At 69.0% G+C, this 14,581-nt stretch carries 13 protein-coding genes; all 13 read right to left on the reverse strand.

The annotated features are described in order from the left end of the window. Positions 1–29: 29 nt before the first annotated feature. The 13 genes from rpe to carB all read right to left on the reverse strand — a co-directional run bounded on the left by rpe (position 30) and on the right by carB (position 14,572). Complete coding sequence (gene rpe, locus AACX88_RS09270) at positions 30–689, reverse strand: ribulose-phosphate 3-epimerase (RefSeq protein WP_339392723.1); 660 nt, start codon at positions 687–689, stop codon at positions 30–32. Then, complete coding sequence (locus AACX88_RS09275) at positions 686–2,053, reverse strand: RsmB/NOP family class I SAM-dependent RNA methyltransferase (RefSeq protein ID WP_339392724.1); 1,368 nt, start codon at positions 2,051–2,053, stop codon at positions 686–688. The genes rpe and AACX88_RS09275 overlap by 4 nt, the downstream gene beginning before the upstream one ends. A gap of 1 nt (position 2,054) precedes the next feature. After that, complete coding sequence (locus AACX88_RS09280) at positions 2,055–3,008, reverse strand: methionyl-tRNA formyltransferase (RefSeq protein WP_339392725.1); 954 nt, start codon at positions 3,006–3,008, stop codon at positions 2,055–2,057. 109 nt (positions 3,009–3,117) lie between these two features. After that, positions 3,118–3,981 (reverse strand): hypothetical protein, encoded by an 864-nt coding sequence (locus AACX88_RS09285; RefSeq protein ID WP_339392726.1) that lies wholly within the window; start codon positions 3,979–3,981, stop codon positions 3,118–3,120. 11 nt (positions 3,982–3,992) lie between these two features. Beyond that, positions 3,993–4,277, reverse strand: a complete 285-nt coding sequence (locus tag AACX88_RS09290; protein ID WP_339392727.1) for a hypothetical protein — start codon at positions 4,275–4,277, stop codon at positions 3,993–3,995. A gap of 258 nt (positions 4,278–4,535) precedes the next feature. Beyond that, positions 4,536–6,632, reverse strand: a complete 2,097-nt coding sequence (locus AACX88_RS09295; RefSeq protein ID WP_339392728.1) for a primosomal protein N' family DNA-binding protein — start codon at positions 6,630–6,632, stop codon at positions 4,536–4,538. 4 nt (positions 6,633–6,636) lie between these two features. Continuing rightward, positions 6,637–7,839, reverse strand: coding sequence for a methionine adenosyltransferase (metK, locus tag AACX88_RS09300; protein ID WP_339392729.1), 1,203 nt, complete (start codon positions 7,837–7,839; stop codon positions 6,637–6,639). Next, a complete protein-coding gene (gene coaBC / locus AACX88_RS09305; RefSeq protein WP_339392730.1) occupies positions 7,836–9,074 on the reverse strand; it encodes a bifunctional phosphopantothenoylcysteine decarboxylase/phosphopantothenate--cysteine ligase CoaBC in 1,239 nt (412 codons plus the stop codon). Before coaBC ends, metK begins: the two co-directional genes overlap by 4 nt. Then, a complete protein-coding gene (gene rpoZ / locus AACX88_RS09310) occupies positions 9,071–9,418 on the reverse strand; it encodes a DNA-directed RNA polymerase subunit omega (RefSeq protein ID WP_339392731.1) in 348 nt (115 codons plus the stop codon). Before rpoZ ends, coaBC begins: the two co-directional genes overlap by 4 nt. Next, positions 9,419–9,982, reverse strand: a complete 564-nt coding sequence (gmk, locus tag AACX88_RS09315; protein WP_339392732.1) for a guanylate kinase — start codon at positions 9,980–9,982, stop codon at positions 9,419–9,421. A gap of 19 nt (positions 9,983–10,001) precedes the next feature. Then, complete coding sequence (gene mihF / locus AACX88_RS09320) at positions 10,002–10,313, reverse strand: integration host factor, actinobacterial type (RefSeq protein ID WP_339392733.1); 312 nt, start codon at positions 10,311–10,313, stop codon at positions 10,002–10,004. A 129-nt stretch (positions 10,314–10,442) separates the two neighbouring features. After that, positions 10,443–11,300 carry an orotidine-5'-phosphate decarboxylase gene (gene pyrF, locus AACX88_RS09325; protein WP_339392734.1) on the reverse strand — a complete coding sequence of 286 codons (858 nt, stop codon included), beginning with the start codon at positions 11,298–11,300 and terminating at the stop codon, positions 10,443–10,445. Beyond that, complete coding sequence (carB, locus tag AACX88_RS09330) at positions 11,297–14,572, reverse strand: carbamoyl-phosphate synthase large subunit (RefSeq protein WP_339392735.1); 3,276 nt, start codon at positions 14,570–14,572, stop codon at positions 11,297–11,299. The genes pyrF and carB overlap by 4 nt, the downstream gene beginning before the upstream one ends. Positions 14,573–14,581 lie beyond the last annotated feature (9 nt).

The raw sequence follows: 14,581 nt of genomic DNA on the forward strand, positions 1-14,581 counted from the left end.
CCTCGGTTCTCGGGTGTCGTGGGTGTGAGTCAGTGGGCGTGGTCGGCGGCGAGCGTGCGCAGCTGCGCGATCGCCGTTGCTGCGTCCTCGGCCCCGTAGACGGCGGAGCCGGCGACGAGGACGTCGGCTCCGGCGTCGACGACGCGTCCGACCGTGTCGGCGGAGACTCCGCCGTCGACCTGGAGGCGGATCTCGAGGTTGGCCGCAGAGATCGCCTGCCGGGTGCGTGCGATCTTCGGCAGGCACACGTCGAGGAACTTCTGCCCGCCGAAGCCGGGTTCGACGGTCATGATGAGGATCTGGTCGAATTCGCCGAGGAGGTCGATGTACGGCTCGATCGGGGTGGCCGGTTTGAGCGCGAGGCTCGCCCGGGCCCCGAGCCGGCGCAGCTCCCGGGCCAGACGCACGGGGGCGGCGGCCGCCTCGGCGTGGAAGGTCACCGAAGCACAGCCGATCTCCGCGTACACGGGGGCGTTCCGGTCGGCGTCGGCGATCATGAGGTGCGCGTCGAGCGGGATGGGGCTGATCGCCCGGATGCGTTCGACGACGGGCGGGCCGAACGTGAGGTTGGGCACGAAGTGGTTGTCCATGACGTCGATGTGCGCCATGTCGGCCGTCGCGATCTTCGCAAGCTCCCCGCGGAGGTCGGAGAAGTCGGAGGAGAGGATGCTGGGGTTGATCTCGATCATGGGGTCGCCTTCTTCAGCAGGGCAAGGAACATGCCGTCGGTGTCGTGGAGGTGGGGCCAGAGCTGGGCGAAGCGCCCGTCGCCGCGGGTCACCGAGGCGAAGCCGTCCGCCTCGGCACCGGTGATCTCGGCGAGGACGGCGGGGGTGTCGAGGACCTCGACGGGTGACTCGCCGTTCTTCTGCCGGGCCCGGAGCACGTCGTCGACGACGAGGACGGTCTCCGCGTAGTGCGGGGAGCACGTCGAGTAGGCGACGACCCCGCCGGGGGCGCAGGCGTTCAGCGCTGCGGTGAGGATCTCGCGCTGCAGTCCGGCCAGGGCGTTGACGTCATCGGGGCGGCGGCGGTAGCGGGCTTCGGGGCGGCGGCGCAGAGCACCGAGTCCCGTGCAGGGGACGTCGACGAGGACCTTCGCGAACGGTCCGGTGGCATCCCGGGCGTCGGCGACGCTGACGTCGACGTTGTCCAGGGCCTGCGTCGAGGTCTCGACGAGGGAGACGCGATGCTCACTCGAGTCGGAGGCCTCGAGTCTGCGCCCGGCCAGCTCGGCTTCGGCGCCGAGCACCGCGGCCTTCCCGCCGGGTCCGGCGCACAGATCGGCCCAGGTGCCGGCCGGAGCGTCGACGGCGGCCAGGGCGAGGGCGACGAGGGCGGAGCCTTCGTCCTGGACGCGGGCCCGGCCGTCGGCGATCTCGGGGACGTCACGGGGCACGGCGTCGCCCAAGAGGACGCTGACGGGTGAGAGCGGGGCGGGGTCGCCGGGCAGAGTCTCACGGTCGAGGAGTCCGGGCAGCGCGGTCACGGCGACGCGGGCGGGCGTGTTGTCGGCACCGAGCAGGGCGGTGATCTCCCCGCCATCGCGGCCGTGGCCTTTGAGCGCCTGAGTGAGCGCGCGGACGACCCATTCGGGGTGGGAGTGCTCGATCGCCTGCCGGCCCGTCTCGGACAGGCCGTCCGTGACCCGCTCCAGCCACGTGTCGCGGTCGGTCTCCGAGATGCGGCGGAGCACCGCGTTGACGAAGCCGGAGGTGCGTGGGGAGACGCGTTTGACGATGCCGACGGTCTCGGACAGGGCCGCATGGTCGGGTACGCGCATCGAGAGGATCTGGTGGGCGCCCAGGCGCATCGCCGCGAGCGGTTCGGCGTCGATCTCGGCCACCGGACGCCCGGCGGCCGAGGCGATGACGGCGTCGTAGAACTCCTGTCCGCGCAGGGTTCCGTAGGTCAGCTCCGTGGCGAAGGCCGCGTCGGTGCCGCGCAGCTTCGTGCGGGCGAGCTTCGCGGGCAGGAGGAGGTTCGCGTACGCGTCCTTCTCGGCGACGTCGACGAGCACCTCCCACGCGAGCCGCCGGGGCAGATCGGCCATGTCAGGCCTCCTTCGTCGGGGTACTGGTGATGCGGGCCTCGCCGTGGCCGCGCAGGTAGTCGGCGGCGGGCATGCGGCCCTTGCCGAAGGGCTGGATCTCGCTCACGTTCACCCAGCCGTCCCGGCAGCCGAGGATGACTGTCCCGCCGGCTGCCGTGAGCAGTCCCGGATCGGGGTGGGTGGCGTCTCCCGCCGAGGCGGGGGCGAGGCCGAAGAGCTTCGTGCGCTTGCCGTCGATCTCGACCCAGGGACCGGGGGCGGGGCTGACCCCCCGGGAGCGGGCGACGACCTCGGCGACGTCCCGGGTGAGGTCGAGTCGGGCGTCGTCGGCGGTGATCTTCTCCGCATGGCTGGCCTGGGCGCCGGCGGCGATGAGTTCGTCCTGCGGGGTGAAGTGCGCGGTGCCGGCGGCGAGGTCGTCGAGGGCGGCGACGAGTTCGGGGGCGCCGGCGGCGGCGTACGCGGACAGCGCCGAGGCGGCGTCGGGCTGGCCCAGCGGCAGCGGCAGCGCGCGGACGACGTCGCCGGTGTCCATGCCGGTATCGATGCGGAAGACGCTCACTCCGCTCGTCTCCTCACCGGCGATGAGCGCCCGTTGGACGGGGGCAGCACCTCGGTGGGCGGGGAGCAGGGAGAAGTGGAGGTTGAACCAGCCGAGGCGGGCGGTGGCGAGTGCGGCCGGCCCTGCGATCGCCCCGTAGGCGACGACGGCGACGGCGTCGACGTCGAGGTCGCGCAGTTCGGCGATGACCTCGCCGCGCAGTCGGGCGGCTTCGATGACGGGCAGACCGAGCTCCTCAGCGCGGACCTTGACCGGGGAGGGGGTGAGGACGCGTCTGCGGCCGACGGGGGCGTCGGGGCGGGTGAGCACGGCGCGAACGGTGTGCCCGGAGTCGACGAGCGCGTCGAGGGCGGGAACGGCGACCTCAGGGGTGCCGGCGAAGACGATATCCACGAATGATGATTCTACGTCCTACGCGGCTGGTTGTTCGCGGCGCCCACCTCAACCTCAGGCCGACCTCTTTGACAGTGATCAGAAGTCGAGCGCAGGCAGTGGCGGCGGTTCAGGGAGAAGCACTCTTCGCGGGGAGGGTTTCGTGCACCTGGGGAATGATGATGTCCGCATCGGAGATGATCTGAGCGACTTCTCTGTACGGATCGGTGTTCTTCAAGTCGTCGGTGGCTCGCAGCCCAAGAAGCTTCTTCTCTAGCGATTCGACGACTATGACCGGTGTCTTGCGCTCCCCGCCGACGCACACGGCGCTCATCGAGAGGGACTGCATCGTCAGATTCCGTGATGTCGCCTCATCGAATCCATACTTGCCTTGTTGTGTCTTCAACCACTCGTGGGGGTCTTCCGGCAGATCATTCACCAGCGCCGTACCTTTCGTGCTGTTCCACGCTTCGCCGATGAGTCCTTGACCGACCGGGAAGTACTGGCGTCCGATCTGTCGAAGCCTCTCACTCTTCGACCACCGAGCAACGAGCACGAACTGGTCTTCCCTCTTCACGTAGATCGAAATCCTGCAGCGATCGGGATCCGTGCTTGGGGCTCCCACTGCAAGTGCCCGACGAGCAACATGTGTGAGCATGGCGACCAGAGCAACACGATGCAAGCGCCGTTCTTCTTCGATCGCGCGGACGCCGTTGTTCACTTCGCGCCTCAACGATTCGACTTCAGTCTCCAATTCAGCGTGCTTCTCGCGCAGAGTCACATACGACGGCTTCAGATACACGAGCGCGACGATACCGATGACAACGAATAACAGCCCCAGCGCAAACAGGATCCAAGCGACTATCGGTAGGAAAGCCATGTAGATCGATGCCGCCGCGAGGATGGCCGAACCAATGAGCGGCATCACTGTGCTTGCGTGGCCGGTGATGAACTGCGCGAACTTCTCAGCAACGCGTTCGAACTTGTTGTTCACGATGGTGGCGCCTAGGCGTACGCGTACTGAGAGAACCCCTGCGTCAGATGCATCAGGCCGGGACTGTTATCGGAGTCCCAGGTGAACTGGCCGGTGTGCACCAGAGCCCGGTGGATGAGGTCATCGACATCGTCTTCAACCTCCCGAGCCGATTCGGTCGGCACTTGGAGTTCGACATCGACGACGATCTTCCGCGACATCTGCGAAGCCGCCACCTCGAAGTGCTCCAACCGAGAGGACCCATCGGATTGGACGGCTTCGAAGCCCTGGTGAACGACTTTTACGACCTCGTCCATTGGTGCTGTGCCGCTGACGTCAAAGAGGATACTCGCGCGTACGCGATCAAACATCTTCGATCCCTCCCCCACAGAGTTCTGATTACACTCTAGCTCGCAGTCCTAGATATACCCTGCACATCTGACGCGAGCCGTTGGGACACCAGTTCGCCTCAGGAGAAGCCCGCCGAACTTAGGGTCGATGTGCCCTTCGCAAAGCGACAATCTGTCGGGGCAACGGCGAGCGGACCAGGTCGATTGTCTGTTTCGCCGCTCGGCTCACAGGGACCGGGGGTCGTCGATGCGCACGCGCACCTGGGGAAGCTTCTTCGCCGACCGGGCCGCGGTGATCTCGGCCAGCCGGGTGCCGATGTGGGGGCCTGCGGCGATCGGGTAGGCGGCGACGACCTTCTGCCCGGCCTCGTCCTCGTCCCGGGTGAGCTCCTCGAGTTCGGGGACCTCGCCGAGCACCGCGTCGATGTCGGTTCCCGCCCCCGTGAGTTCGACGATGCGCCGGTACGGCGGGAACCCGAGCTCGCGCCGGTCGTGGAGCGCCCTGGCCATCGTCACAGCCGGGTCGAAGGTCGTCAGGGCCCCGCGGATGACCTCGTCGGAATCGCCGAGGTAGACGACTCCCCCGTCGGAGCGCGCGCGCACGAGCGAGGCCGCCCGCATCCGGCGCCGCACCCCTTCGTCGCTTGCGCGCATCCACGGTCCCGGCCACAGGGAGTCGAGAAGGATCCCGGCCGCATAGCCGCCGATCGCGTAGGGTTCGGCACCGGTGGTGGCGACGATGACGCGGGGGGTGAAGTCGACGGCGATGGGGATGTTCTCTCCCCCGGATTCGACGATCTCCACCCCGGGCAGCGCCTTGGACAGCTCCTCGACGGTGCGAGTGCGTCCGCGCACGATAGAGCGCACCTGGTGGGAGCGGCAGCGGCTGCACGTGAACGTCTCCGAGTGGTAGCCGCAGGTCCGGCACGCGAAGGGGCCGACCTCGGACTGGGTCGAGAGCGGGGATTCGCACACTGGACAGCGCGCCGTCTCCTGGCAGCGGGCGCATGCGAAGACCGGGTAGTAGCCGGTCCGGGGCACCTGGACGAGCACGGGACCGGCGGCCTCGTCCCCGCGCGGGTGGAGGGCGTGGCGCATGATCTCCCACGCCCGGGTCGGGATCCGCTGCCAGGCATAGGGGTCACGGTCCTCGTCGGGGACGACGACACGCGGCGAGGCGGCTCGACGCTCGGTCGCCGAGGGACTGATGTCGGTCAGCCACCCGATCTCGACGAGGCGCTCGACCTCGGCGCTGCGGTCGGTCGAGACGAAGAGGAGGCCCGTGTCCTCGAGGTTCGACCGGAGCAGGCAGACCTCGCGGGCGTGCGGGTACGGGGCGTGCTGGTCAAGGTAGTTCTGGTTCGCGTCGTCGGTGCAGATGATGACACCGAGGTCGGTCAGCGGAGCGAAGGCGGCGGCCCGGGTGCCGATGAGCAGGCGGGTGCGCCCGAGCAGGCCCTGCAGCCACGCCGTCCACCGCTGCTCAGGCGACTGGTCGGCGTGGAGTGCCGTGTACTCATCGATGGTCCCCCGGGCGATCTCGGCGTCGAGGGCGGCTGAGAGCACGGCGATCTCCCGGTGATCGGGGACGAGCCAGAGCACCGAGGTGCCGGCCGACAGAGCCGCTCGGGCCGCGGCGAGTCCCGCGGTGATCCAGCCGAGGCCCGGCAGACGACCAGGGGTGACCGTGAGTGCGAGCCGGGCGCTCGCGGCGCCCGCGGCGTCGGCGAGAGCGGACGGAAGCGGAGGAGCGCTGCCGTCGGCGACCCACGTGCCCAACGCTGTGAGGACCGGCGTCGCGTCCTCGTCAGTCTCGACGTCGGACTCGGAACTGGAATCTGACTCGGAATCGGCCTCGGTCGCGGCCTGTTCCGGGGGCGACTGCCGCGTCGCCGGCCGAGCGCTCTCCTCGGCGAGGACAGCCTTCTCCGCACGGGCATGCCGGGGCGGGATCGCGAGGCGGAGGACGTCGGGCAGGGTCCCGGCGTACCGGGTGGCCACGGCCTCGCAGAGTTCGAGGAGTAAGGGGGTGAGCACGGGCAGCGGCGAGGTGATCCGTTCGATGACGGCGAGCGGACCGACGTGGTCGCTCGACTCCGTCCGTTCGAGGATGTACCCGTCGCGCAGCCGGCCGGCGAACTTCACCCGCACCCGCACTCCGGGCTGGGCCGCCTCGGCGAGCGTGAGCGGAACCGCGTAGTCGAAGGCCCGGGCCAGATGCGGGACCGGATGGTCGACGAGCACCCGGGCGACGGGATCGGTCTCCGCGACGGGCACCTGACCGTGCGCGGTGGTGGCGGCGGGGAAGAGCGGTTCGTCCACGAACTCAGTTCGCGGACACGGCACGGAGCAGGTCGGCGGCGCGGTCCGTGCGCTCCCACGTGAAGTCGGGCAGCTCCCGGCCGAAGTGGCCGTAGGTCGCCGTCGGCGAGTAGATCGGGCGGAGCAGGTCGAGCTCCTTGATGATCATCGCGGGACGGAGGTCGAAGACCTCGCGGATCGCCCGGGTGATCGCGGCCGGATCGACCTTCTCGGTGCCGAAGGTCTCGACGTAGAGGCCCATGGGGTCGACGCGGCCGATCGCGTAGGAGACCTGGACCTCGGCACGGTCGGCGAGGCCGGCGGCGACGATGTTCTTCGCCACCCACCGCATCGCGTACGCCGCGGACCGGTCGACCTTCGAGGGGTCCTTGCCGGAGAATGCGCCGCCCCCGTGGCGGGAGAAGCCGCCGTAGGTGTCGACGATGATCTTCCGCCCGGTCAGCCCCGCATCGCCCATCGGTCCGCCGGTGACGAAGGGTCCTGCGGGGTTGATGTGGACGTTCTCGTTCGACCGGTCGAGACCCGAGGCGTCGGCGATCGGATCGACGACGAGGGTCCGGATGTCGGCTTTGAGCTGTTCCTGGTCGATGCCGGCGGCGTGCTGGGTGGAGACGACGATGTTCTCGATCGCCACGGCCCGGTCGCCGTCGTAGCCGATCGTCAGCTGGGTCTTCCCGTCGGGGCGGAGGTAGTCGAGCGCCCCGGACTTGCGGACCTCGCTGAGCTTCTCGGCCATGCGGGAGGCGAGGTGGATGGGCAGCGGCATGAGGACGTCGGTGGCGTTGTCGGCGTAGCCGAACATCAGCCCCTGGTCGCCGGCCCCGAGCGAGGAGCCGTGGTCGGTCTCGATGGCCTCTCGGAAGTCGAGCGGGTTCGTCACGCCTGAGTGGATGTCCGTGGACTGGCTGCCGATCGAGACGGAGACTCCGCACGAATGGCCGTCGAAGCCCTTCTCCGAGGAGTCGTAGCCGATGCCGGTGATGAGGCTTCGCACGATGCCTGCGACGTCGGCGTACGCGTCGGTGTTGACTTCACCGGCGACGTGGACGAGACCGGTCGTCACCATCGTCTCGACGGCGACCTTCGCGTCGGGATCCTTGCTCAGGAGGTCGTCGAGGACGGCGTCGCTGATCTGATCGCAGATCTTGTCGGGGTGGCCTTCGGTGACGGATTCGGAGGAGAAGTAGCGCAGTTCGGATGTACTCACGGCGTCGATTCTACTGGTGGGAGGCGGTCGGCGATGACGGAGACGACCTTTTGCGCAACATCGTCCTTGCTGCCGGAGAACTCCCCCACCTCGACGACCTCGGTGCCGTCGGCGGCGAGCACAGCGACCTCGGTGACGTCGTGGCCGAAGGCCCGATTCCCGGAGACGTCGTTGAAGACGAGGAGGTCGGCTCCCTTGCGGCGGAACTTCGCGACCGCGTAGTCGTGGGCCGGGTGGTCGGCGTCGCCGGTCTCCGCGGCGAAGCCGACGATGAACTGGCCGGGGATCCGGTCGGCCACGAGACCGGCGAGGATGTCGGGGTTCTGGACGAGTTCGAGGCTCATCCCCTCGTCTCCGGTCTTCTTCAGCTTCGCCCCGTGGACTTCGGCGGGACGGTAGTCGGCGACGGCGGCGGCCATGACGATGACATCGGCGTTCGGCTGTGCGGCCTGCATCGCGGACTGGAGGTCGAGGGTCGATTCGACGGGGGTGACGGCGATCGATGAGGGCAGCGCGGCGAGGAGACCGGAGTCGACGTTCGCGGCGACGAGTTCGACTTCAGCGCCTGTCTGCGCTGCTGCCTGGGCCAGGGCGATGCCCTGTTTGCCGGAGGAGCGGTTGCCGAGGAAGCGCACGGGGTCGAGTGCCTCCCGGGTGCCGCCTGCGCTGACGACGACGCGACGACCGTCCAGCACACCCGACGTGGTGGCGGTCTCGGCGGCGGAGAGGGCGAAGGCGACGATGTCCTCGGGTTCGGGCAGGCGCCCGGGTCCGGAGTCGGGGCCGGTGAGGCGGCCGACTGCGGGTTCGAGGATGTGGATGCCGCGCGAGCGCAGGGTCGCGATGTTCGCGACCGTGGCGGGGTTGTGCCACATCTCCGTGTGCATGGCCGGGGCGAGGACGACGGGGGCCGTGGTCGTGAGCACGGTGGCCGTGAGCAGATCGTCGGCGAGTCCCGCGGTGATCTTCGCGAGCGTGTTCGCCGTCGCCGGGGCGACGATGACGAGTTCGGCCTCCTGGCCGATGCGGACGTGGTTGACCTTGTCGACCTCGTCGAAGACGTCGGTGCTCACCGGTTGCCCGGACAGGGCTTCGAAGGTGGGCGCGCCGACGAACTTCAGGGCGTTGGGGGTGGGCACGACCGTGACGGTGTGCCCGGCCTCTCGGAGGCGCCGGATGACATGGGCCGCCTTGTAGGCGGCGATTCCGCCGGCGACTCCGAGGACGACTCTCACTGGTCGCTGAAGTCGATCGCGCCGTCGGTGCTCACGCTCGTCTCAGCGGACTCCTCGGCCGCGAGGGGGGCGAAGTCGGTCTCGGAGACCTCGCGGGAGACGATCTTGCCCTCGTTGACCTCGCGCAGCGCGATCGACAGGGGCTTCTCGTGGGGGCCGGGGGTCACGAGCGGTCCGACGTTCTCGAGCAGACCCTCCTGCAGCTGTGCGTAGTAGGAGTTGATCTGACGCGCACGCTGAGCCGCGATGGAGACGAGTTCGTACTTCGAGCCGGTGACGGAGAGCAGTTCGTCGATCGGCGGATTGGTGATGCCTTCAGGCTGAGCAGGCAAGGGGTGTCCCATCTAATCGAGTGTGGATATACCCATCAATTGTATGAGTTCTTCGGCCGCAGTGCGAACGCTGTCGTTGACGATCGTGACGTCGAACTCGGATTCGGCGGCGAGTTCGGCCCGCGCGGTGGTCAGCCGCCGTTCCTGCTCCTCCGCGGACTCCGTGCCGCGGCCGGTGAGCCGGCAGACGAGTTCGTCCCAGCTGGGCGGGGCGAGGAAGACGAAGAGCGCATCGGGCATCTTCGCCTTGACCTGCCTGGCTCCCTGCAGGTCGATCTCGAGCAGGGAGGGCACGCCCTCGGTCAGACGGCGGCGGACGGGCTCGGCAGGGGTGCCGTAGCGGTGGCGGCCGTGGACGACGGCGTATTCGAGCATCTCGTCGCGCGCGATGAGACCGTCGAATTCGTCGTCGGAGACGAAGTGGTAGTGGACACCGTCGATCTCACCGGGGCGGCGGGGCCGCGTGGTCGCGGACACCGAGAACCAGATCTCGGGGTGATGCGCTCTGATGTAGCTGCTGATGGTGCCTTTTCCGACCGCTGTGGGTCCCGCGAGAACGGTGAGTCGTGTGTTCACGGATCTAAAGCTGTCACATTCAGGAGTATTTCTCCAACAGGGCGGTGCGCTGGTGCACCCCGAGGCCCTTGATCCGCCGTGAGGTTGCGATGCCGACTTCCTCCATCGCCGCCTCGGCGCGGCGGTCGCCGACGCCGGGCAGGGACCGCAGCAGGTCGAGCACGCGCATCTTCGCGAGCGCTTCGTCCTTCCCCGCCTTCTTGAGCACCGCTGCGAGATCCGTCTCACCGCTCTTGAGCGCCGCCTTCACCTCGGCACGCACCTGTCGCGCCTTGAATGCCTTGTCAAGGGCTGCCGAACGCTGTTGCGGGGTCAATGGTTCGAGTGCCACATTATCTCCTCTGTCACCATGAACGGGCAGGTAGGGAAGTTGCTTCAGTCTAAAACACAAACCCGCACAACCGACACAGCGCGGCGAAGAAAACTCATCCGAGCCCGATCCGAGACCCGGTGAGGAGACTCACATGCGCAGGGCGGCGTTGAGCGTCCGTGCCGCCTCGGCGAGCCCCTCGGGTCCGGCCCCGAGCACGGCCCGGGAGACGGCGACGACGACCTGGTTGCGGCTGAGCGCAGCGGGTCCGAAGACCTCGAGCAGTTCGGCGCGGCCGGCGCCCTGCGCGCCGACTCCGGGGGTGAGGATGGGTCCCCCGCAGTCGCTGGGGTCGAAGCCCAGGTCCGCTGCGGCGGAGCCGATCGTCGCCCCGACGACGAGGCCGAAGGGACCCAGCCCCTCTCCCCCGGTGAGCTCCGCGTTGCGGGCGGCCACCGCGGCGGCCACGGAACCGGCCACGGAGTCGCCGAAGCCCTCGACCTTGCCGCCTGTGCGGGCGTGCTGGACATCGGCGCCCTCCGGGTTCGAGGTGAGCGCGAGGACGAAGAGCCCCCGGTCGTTCGCGGCGGCGAGGTCGAACGCCGCCCCCAGGGCTCCGACGCCGAGGTAGGGCGAGACGGTGATGGCATCGGCCGACAGCGGCGAGCCGGGGGTGAGATGGGCCTGCGCGTAGCCGGCCATCGTCGAGCCGATGTCCCCGCGTTTGACGTCGAGGATGGTGAGCAGTCCCTGCTCCCGGCACGCGGCCAGCGTCTCCTCGAGGGCGGCGACCCCGGCCGAGCCGAAGCGTTCGAAGAACGCCGACTGCGGTTTGACCGCGGCCACGGAGCCCGCGAGCTCCGTGACCGTGCGCAGTCCGAACTCCCGGACACCGGCGGCGGTGCGCGGCAGCCCCCACTCCTCGAGGAGGTGGTCGTGGGGGTCGATGCCCACGCACACGGGTCCGTGGGCGGCCATCGCCTCGCGCAGCCGGGCCGAGAACATCATGCGCTCCAGTCCTGCAGGCTGCGCACTCCGAAGGTCTTCTCCCGCACCGCGTGCAGTGAGGTCACGGCGGCCGCGAACTCCGCGATCGTCGTGATCAGCGGTACCGAGTTCGCTGTGGCCGCGGCCCGGATCTCGTAGCCGTCGGCACGCTCCTGGCGACCGGCGGGGACGTTGATGACCATGTCGATCGTGCCCGCGGCGAGGTAGTCGAGGACCGTGCGGTCCTCGGCGTCGGCTTCGAAGTGCTTGTGCACCTGCGAGGTCGCGATGCCGTAGCGGGAGAGGACGGCGGCCGTGCCGGTGGTGGCGACGACGTCGAAGCCCATGTCGACGAGCTCCTTGACCGGCAGCACCATCGCGCGCTTGTCGCGGTCGGCGACGGAGACGAAGACCGTGCCCGAGGTGGGCAGCTTGATCGACGCACCGAGCTGGCCCTTGGCGAACGCGGTCGGGAAGTCATGGTCGATGCCCATGACCTCACCGGTCGACCGCATCTCCGGTCCGAGCACCGAGTCGACGACCTTGCCCTCGACGGTGCGGAAGCGGCGGAACGGCAGCACGGCCTCCTTGACCGCGATGGGGTGGTCGATCGGCAGGGTCGAGCCGTCGCCGGTCTCCGGCAGCAGGTTTCCGCGGAGGTCGGCGATCGTCGAGCCGACGGCGATGAGGGCCGCGGCCTTCGCCAGTTGCGTCGAGGTCGCCTTCGAGACGAACGGCACGGTGCGCGAGGCGCGCGGGTTGGCTTCGATGACGTAGAGGACGTCGGCGGTGATCGCGAACTGGATGTTGAGCAGTCCGCGCACGCTCACGCCTTCGGCGATCGCGCGGGTCGCCTGCCGCACGCGGTCGAGGACGTCCTCGCCGAGGGTGAGGGAGGGCAGCACGCACGCGGAGTCGCCGGAGTGGATGCCCGCCTCCTCGATGTGCTCCATGATCCCGCCGATGAAGATGTCCTCACCGTCGTAGAGGGCGTCGACGTCGATCTCGATGGCGTCCTCGAGGAACCGGTCGACGAGGACCGGACGGTCGACGGAGATCTCCGTCGCGCTGGCCATGTAGTCGAGCAGCTGCGTGCGGTCGTAGACGATCTGCATGCCGCGCCCGCCGAGGACGTAGGAGGGGCGCACGAGGACCGGGTAGCCGATCTCGTCGGCGATCGCCGCTGCCTCGGCGGCGGTCACCGCGGTGCCGTGCTTGGGCGCGGTGAGTCCCGCCCGGGAGAGGACGGCGCCGAACTCGCCGCGGTCCTCGGCGAGGTCGATGGCCTCGGGCTGGGTGCCGAGCACCGGAACGCCGGCGGCCTTGAGCCGGTCGGCCAGTCCCAGCGGGGTCTGTCCGCCGAGGGTGCACACGACGCCGAGGACGGGTCCGGCGGCGAGCTCAGCGTGGTAGACCTCCATGACGTCTTCGAAGGTGAGCGGTTCGAAGTAGAGGCGGTCGGCGGTGTCGTAGTCCGTCGAGACGGTCTCCGGGTTGCAGTTGACCATGACGGTCTCGTAGCCGGCCTCGCCGATTGCCATCGTCGCATGCACGCACGAGTAGTCGAATTCGATGCCCTGACCGATCCGGTTCGGACCCGAACCGAGGATGAGCACCGCCGGGCGCTGCCGGGGTTCGACTTCGGTCTCGGAGTCGTAGCTCGAGTAGTGGTACGGCGTGTGGGCCTCGAACTCGCCGGCGCACGTGTCGACGGTCTTGAACACGGGCCGGATGCGCAGGGCGTGACGGACGCCGGTGACGACGTCGGTGCTCAGGCTGCGCAGACCGGCGATCTGCTCGTCGGAGAAGCCGTGGTTCTTCGCGACCCGGATGACCTCGCCGTCGAGCTCCTCGGCGTCGGCGACGAAGGCGGCGACCTCGTTGATGAGCTCGATCTGGTCGAGGAACCACGGGTCGATGCCGCTGGCCGCGTGCACCTCGGCGTTCGACAGGCCCGCGGCGAGTCCGCGCTGGACGGCGTGGATGCGGTCGGCGGTGGGGTGGCCGATCGTCTCGAGCAGGGCCTCGCGCACTTCGTCGTCGGCGATGTCGGGCAGGTCGGCCCACGAGAACGAGGAGCCCTTCTGCTCCATCGAGCGCATCGCCTTCTGCAGGGCGGTGGTGAAGTTCCGGCCCAGCGCCATGACCTCGCCCACGGACTTCATGGTCGTCGTCAGGGTGGGGTCGGCGGCGGGGAACTTCTCGAAGGTGAACCGCGGGATCTTGACGACGACGTAGTCGAGCGTCGGTTCGAAGCTCGCGGGCGTGACCTTCGTGATGTCGTTGGGGATCTCGTCGAGTGAGTAGCCGACGGCGAGCTTCGCGGCCATCTTCGCGATCGGGAAGCCGGTGGCCTTCGAGGCCAGCGCCGAGGACCGGGAGACGCGCGGGTTCATCTCGATGACGACGATGCGTCCGGTCGCGGGGTCGACGGCGAACTGGATGTTGCAGCCGCCGGTGTCGACGCCGACGGCGCGGATGACGTCGATGCCGATGTCGCGCATCGTCTGGTATTCGCGGTCGGTCAGGGTCAGCGACGGGGCGACGGTGATCGAGTCGCCGGTGTGGACGCCGACGGGGTCGACGTTCTCGATCGAGCACACGACGACGACGTTGTCCTTGTGGTCGCGCATGAGCTCGAGCTCGTACTCCTTCCAGCCGAGGATCGACTCCTCGAGGAGGACCTCGGTGGTCAGCGAATCGGACAGGCCGGCGCCGGCGATGCGGCGCAGGTCGGTCTCGTCGTACGCCATGCCCGAGCCGAGCCCGCCCATCGTGAAGGAGGGGCGGACGACGAGGGGGTAGCCGAGCTCTTCGGCACCGGCGATCGCCTCGTCGAGGGTGTGGCAGATGACGGAGCGGGCCACCTCGGCGCCGCAGTCCTCGACGATCTGCTTGAACTTCTGCCGGTCCTCCCCGCGCTGGATCGCGTCGACGTCGGCGCCGATGAGCTCGACGCCGTACTTCTCCAACGTGCCCGCCTCGTGGAGGGCGATCGCGGCGTTGAGCGCGGTCTGCCCGCCGAGGGTCGGCAGGATCGCATCGGGGCGTTCCTTGGCGATGATCGACTCGATGATGTCGGGGTCGATCGGTTCGACGTAGGTGGCGTCGGCGACGTCGGGGTCGGTCATGATCGTCGCGGGGTTGGAGTTGATGAGGATGACGCGCAGGCCCTCGGCGCGCAGCACGCGGCACGCCTGGGTGCCGGAGTAGTCGAACTCGCAGGCCTGTCCGATGACGATGGGACCGGAGCCGATGACGAGGACGGACTGCAGATCGTTTCTCAATGGCATGGATGGGCT

It is taken from the genome of Brevibacterium metallidurans (genome assembly GCF_037101285.1).
Taxonomy (GTDB): domain Bacteria; phylum Actinomycetota; class Actinomycetes; order Actinomycetales; family Brevibacteriaceae; genus Brevibacterium; species Brevibacterium metallidurans.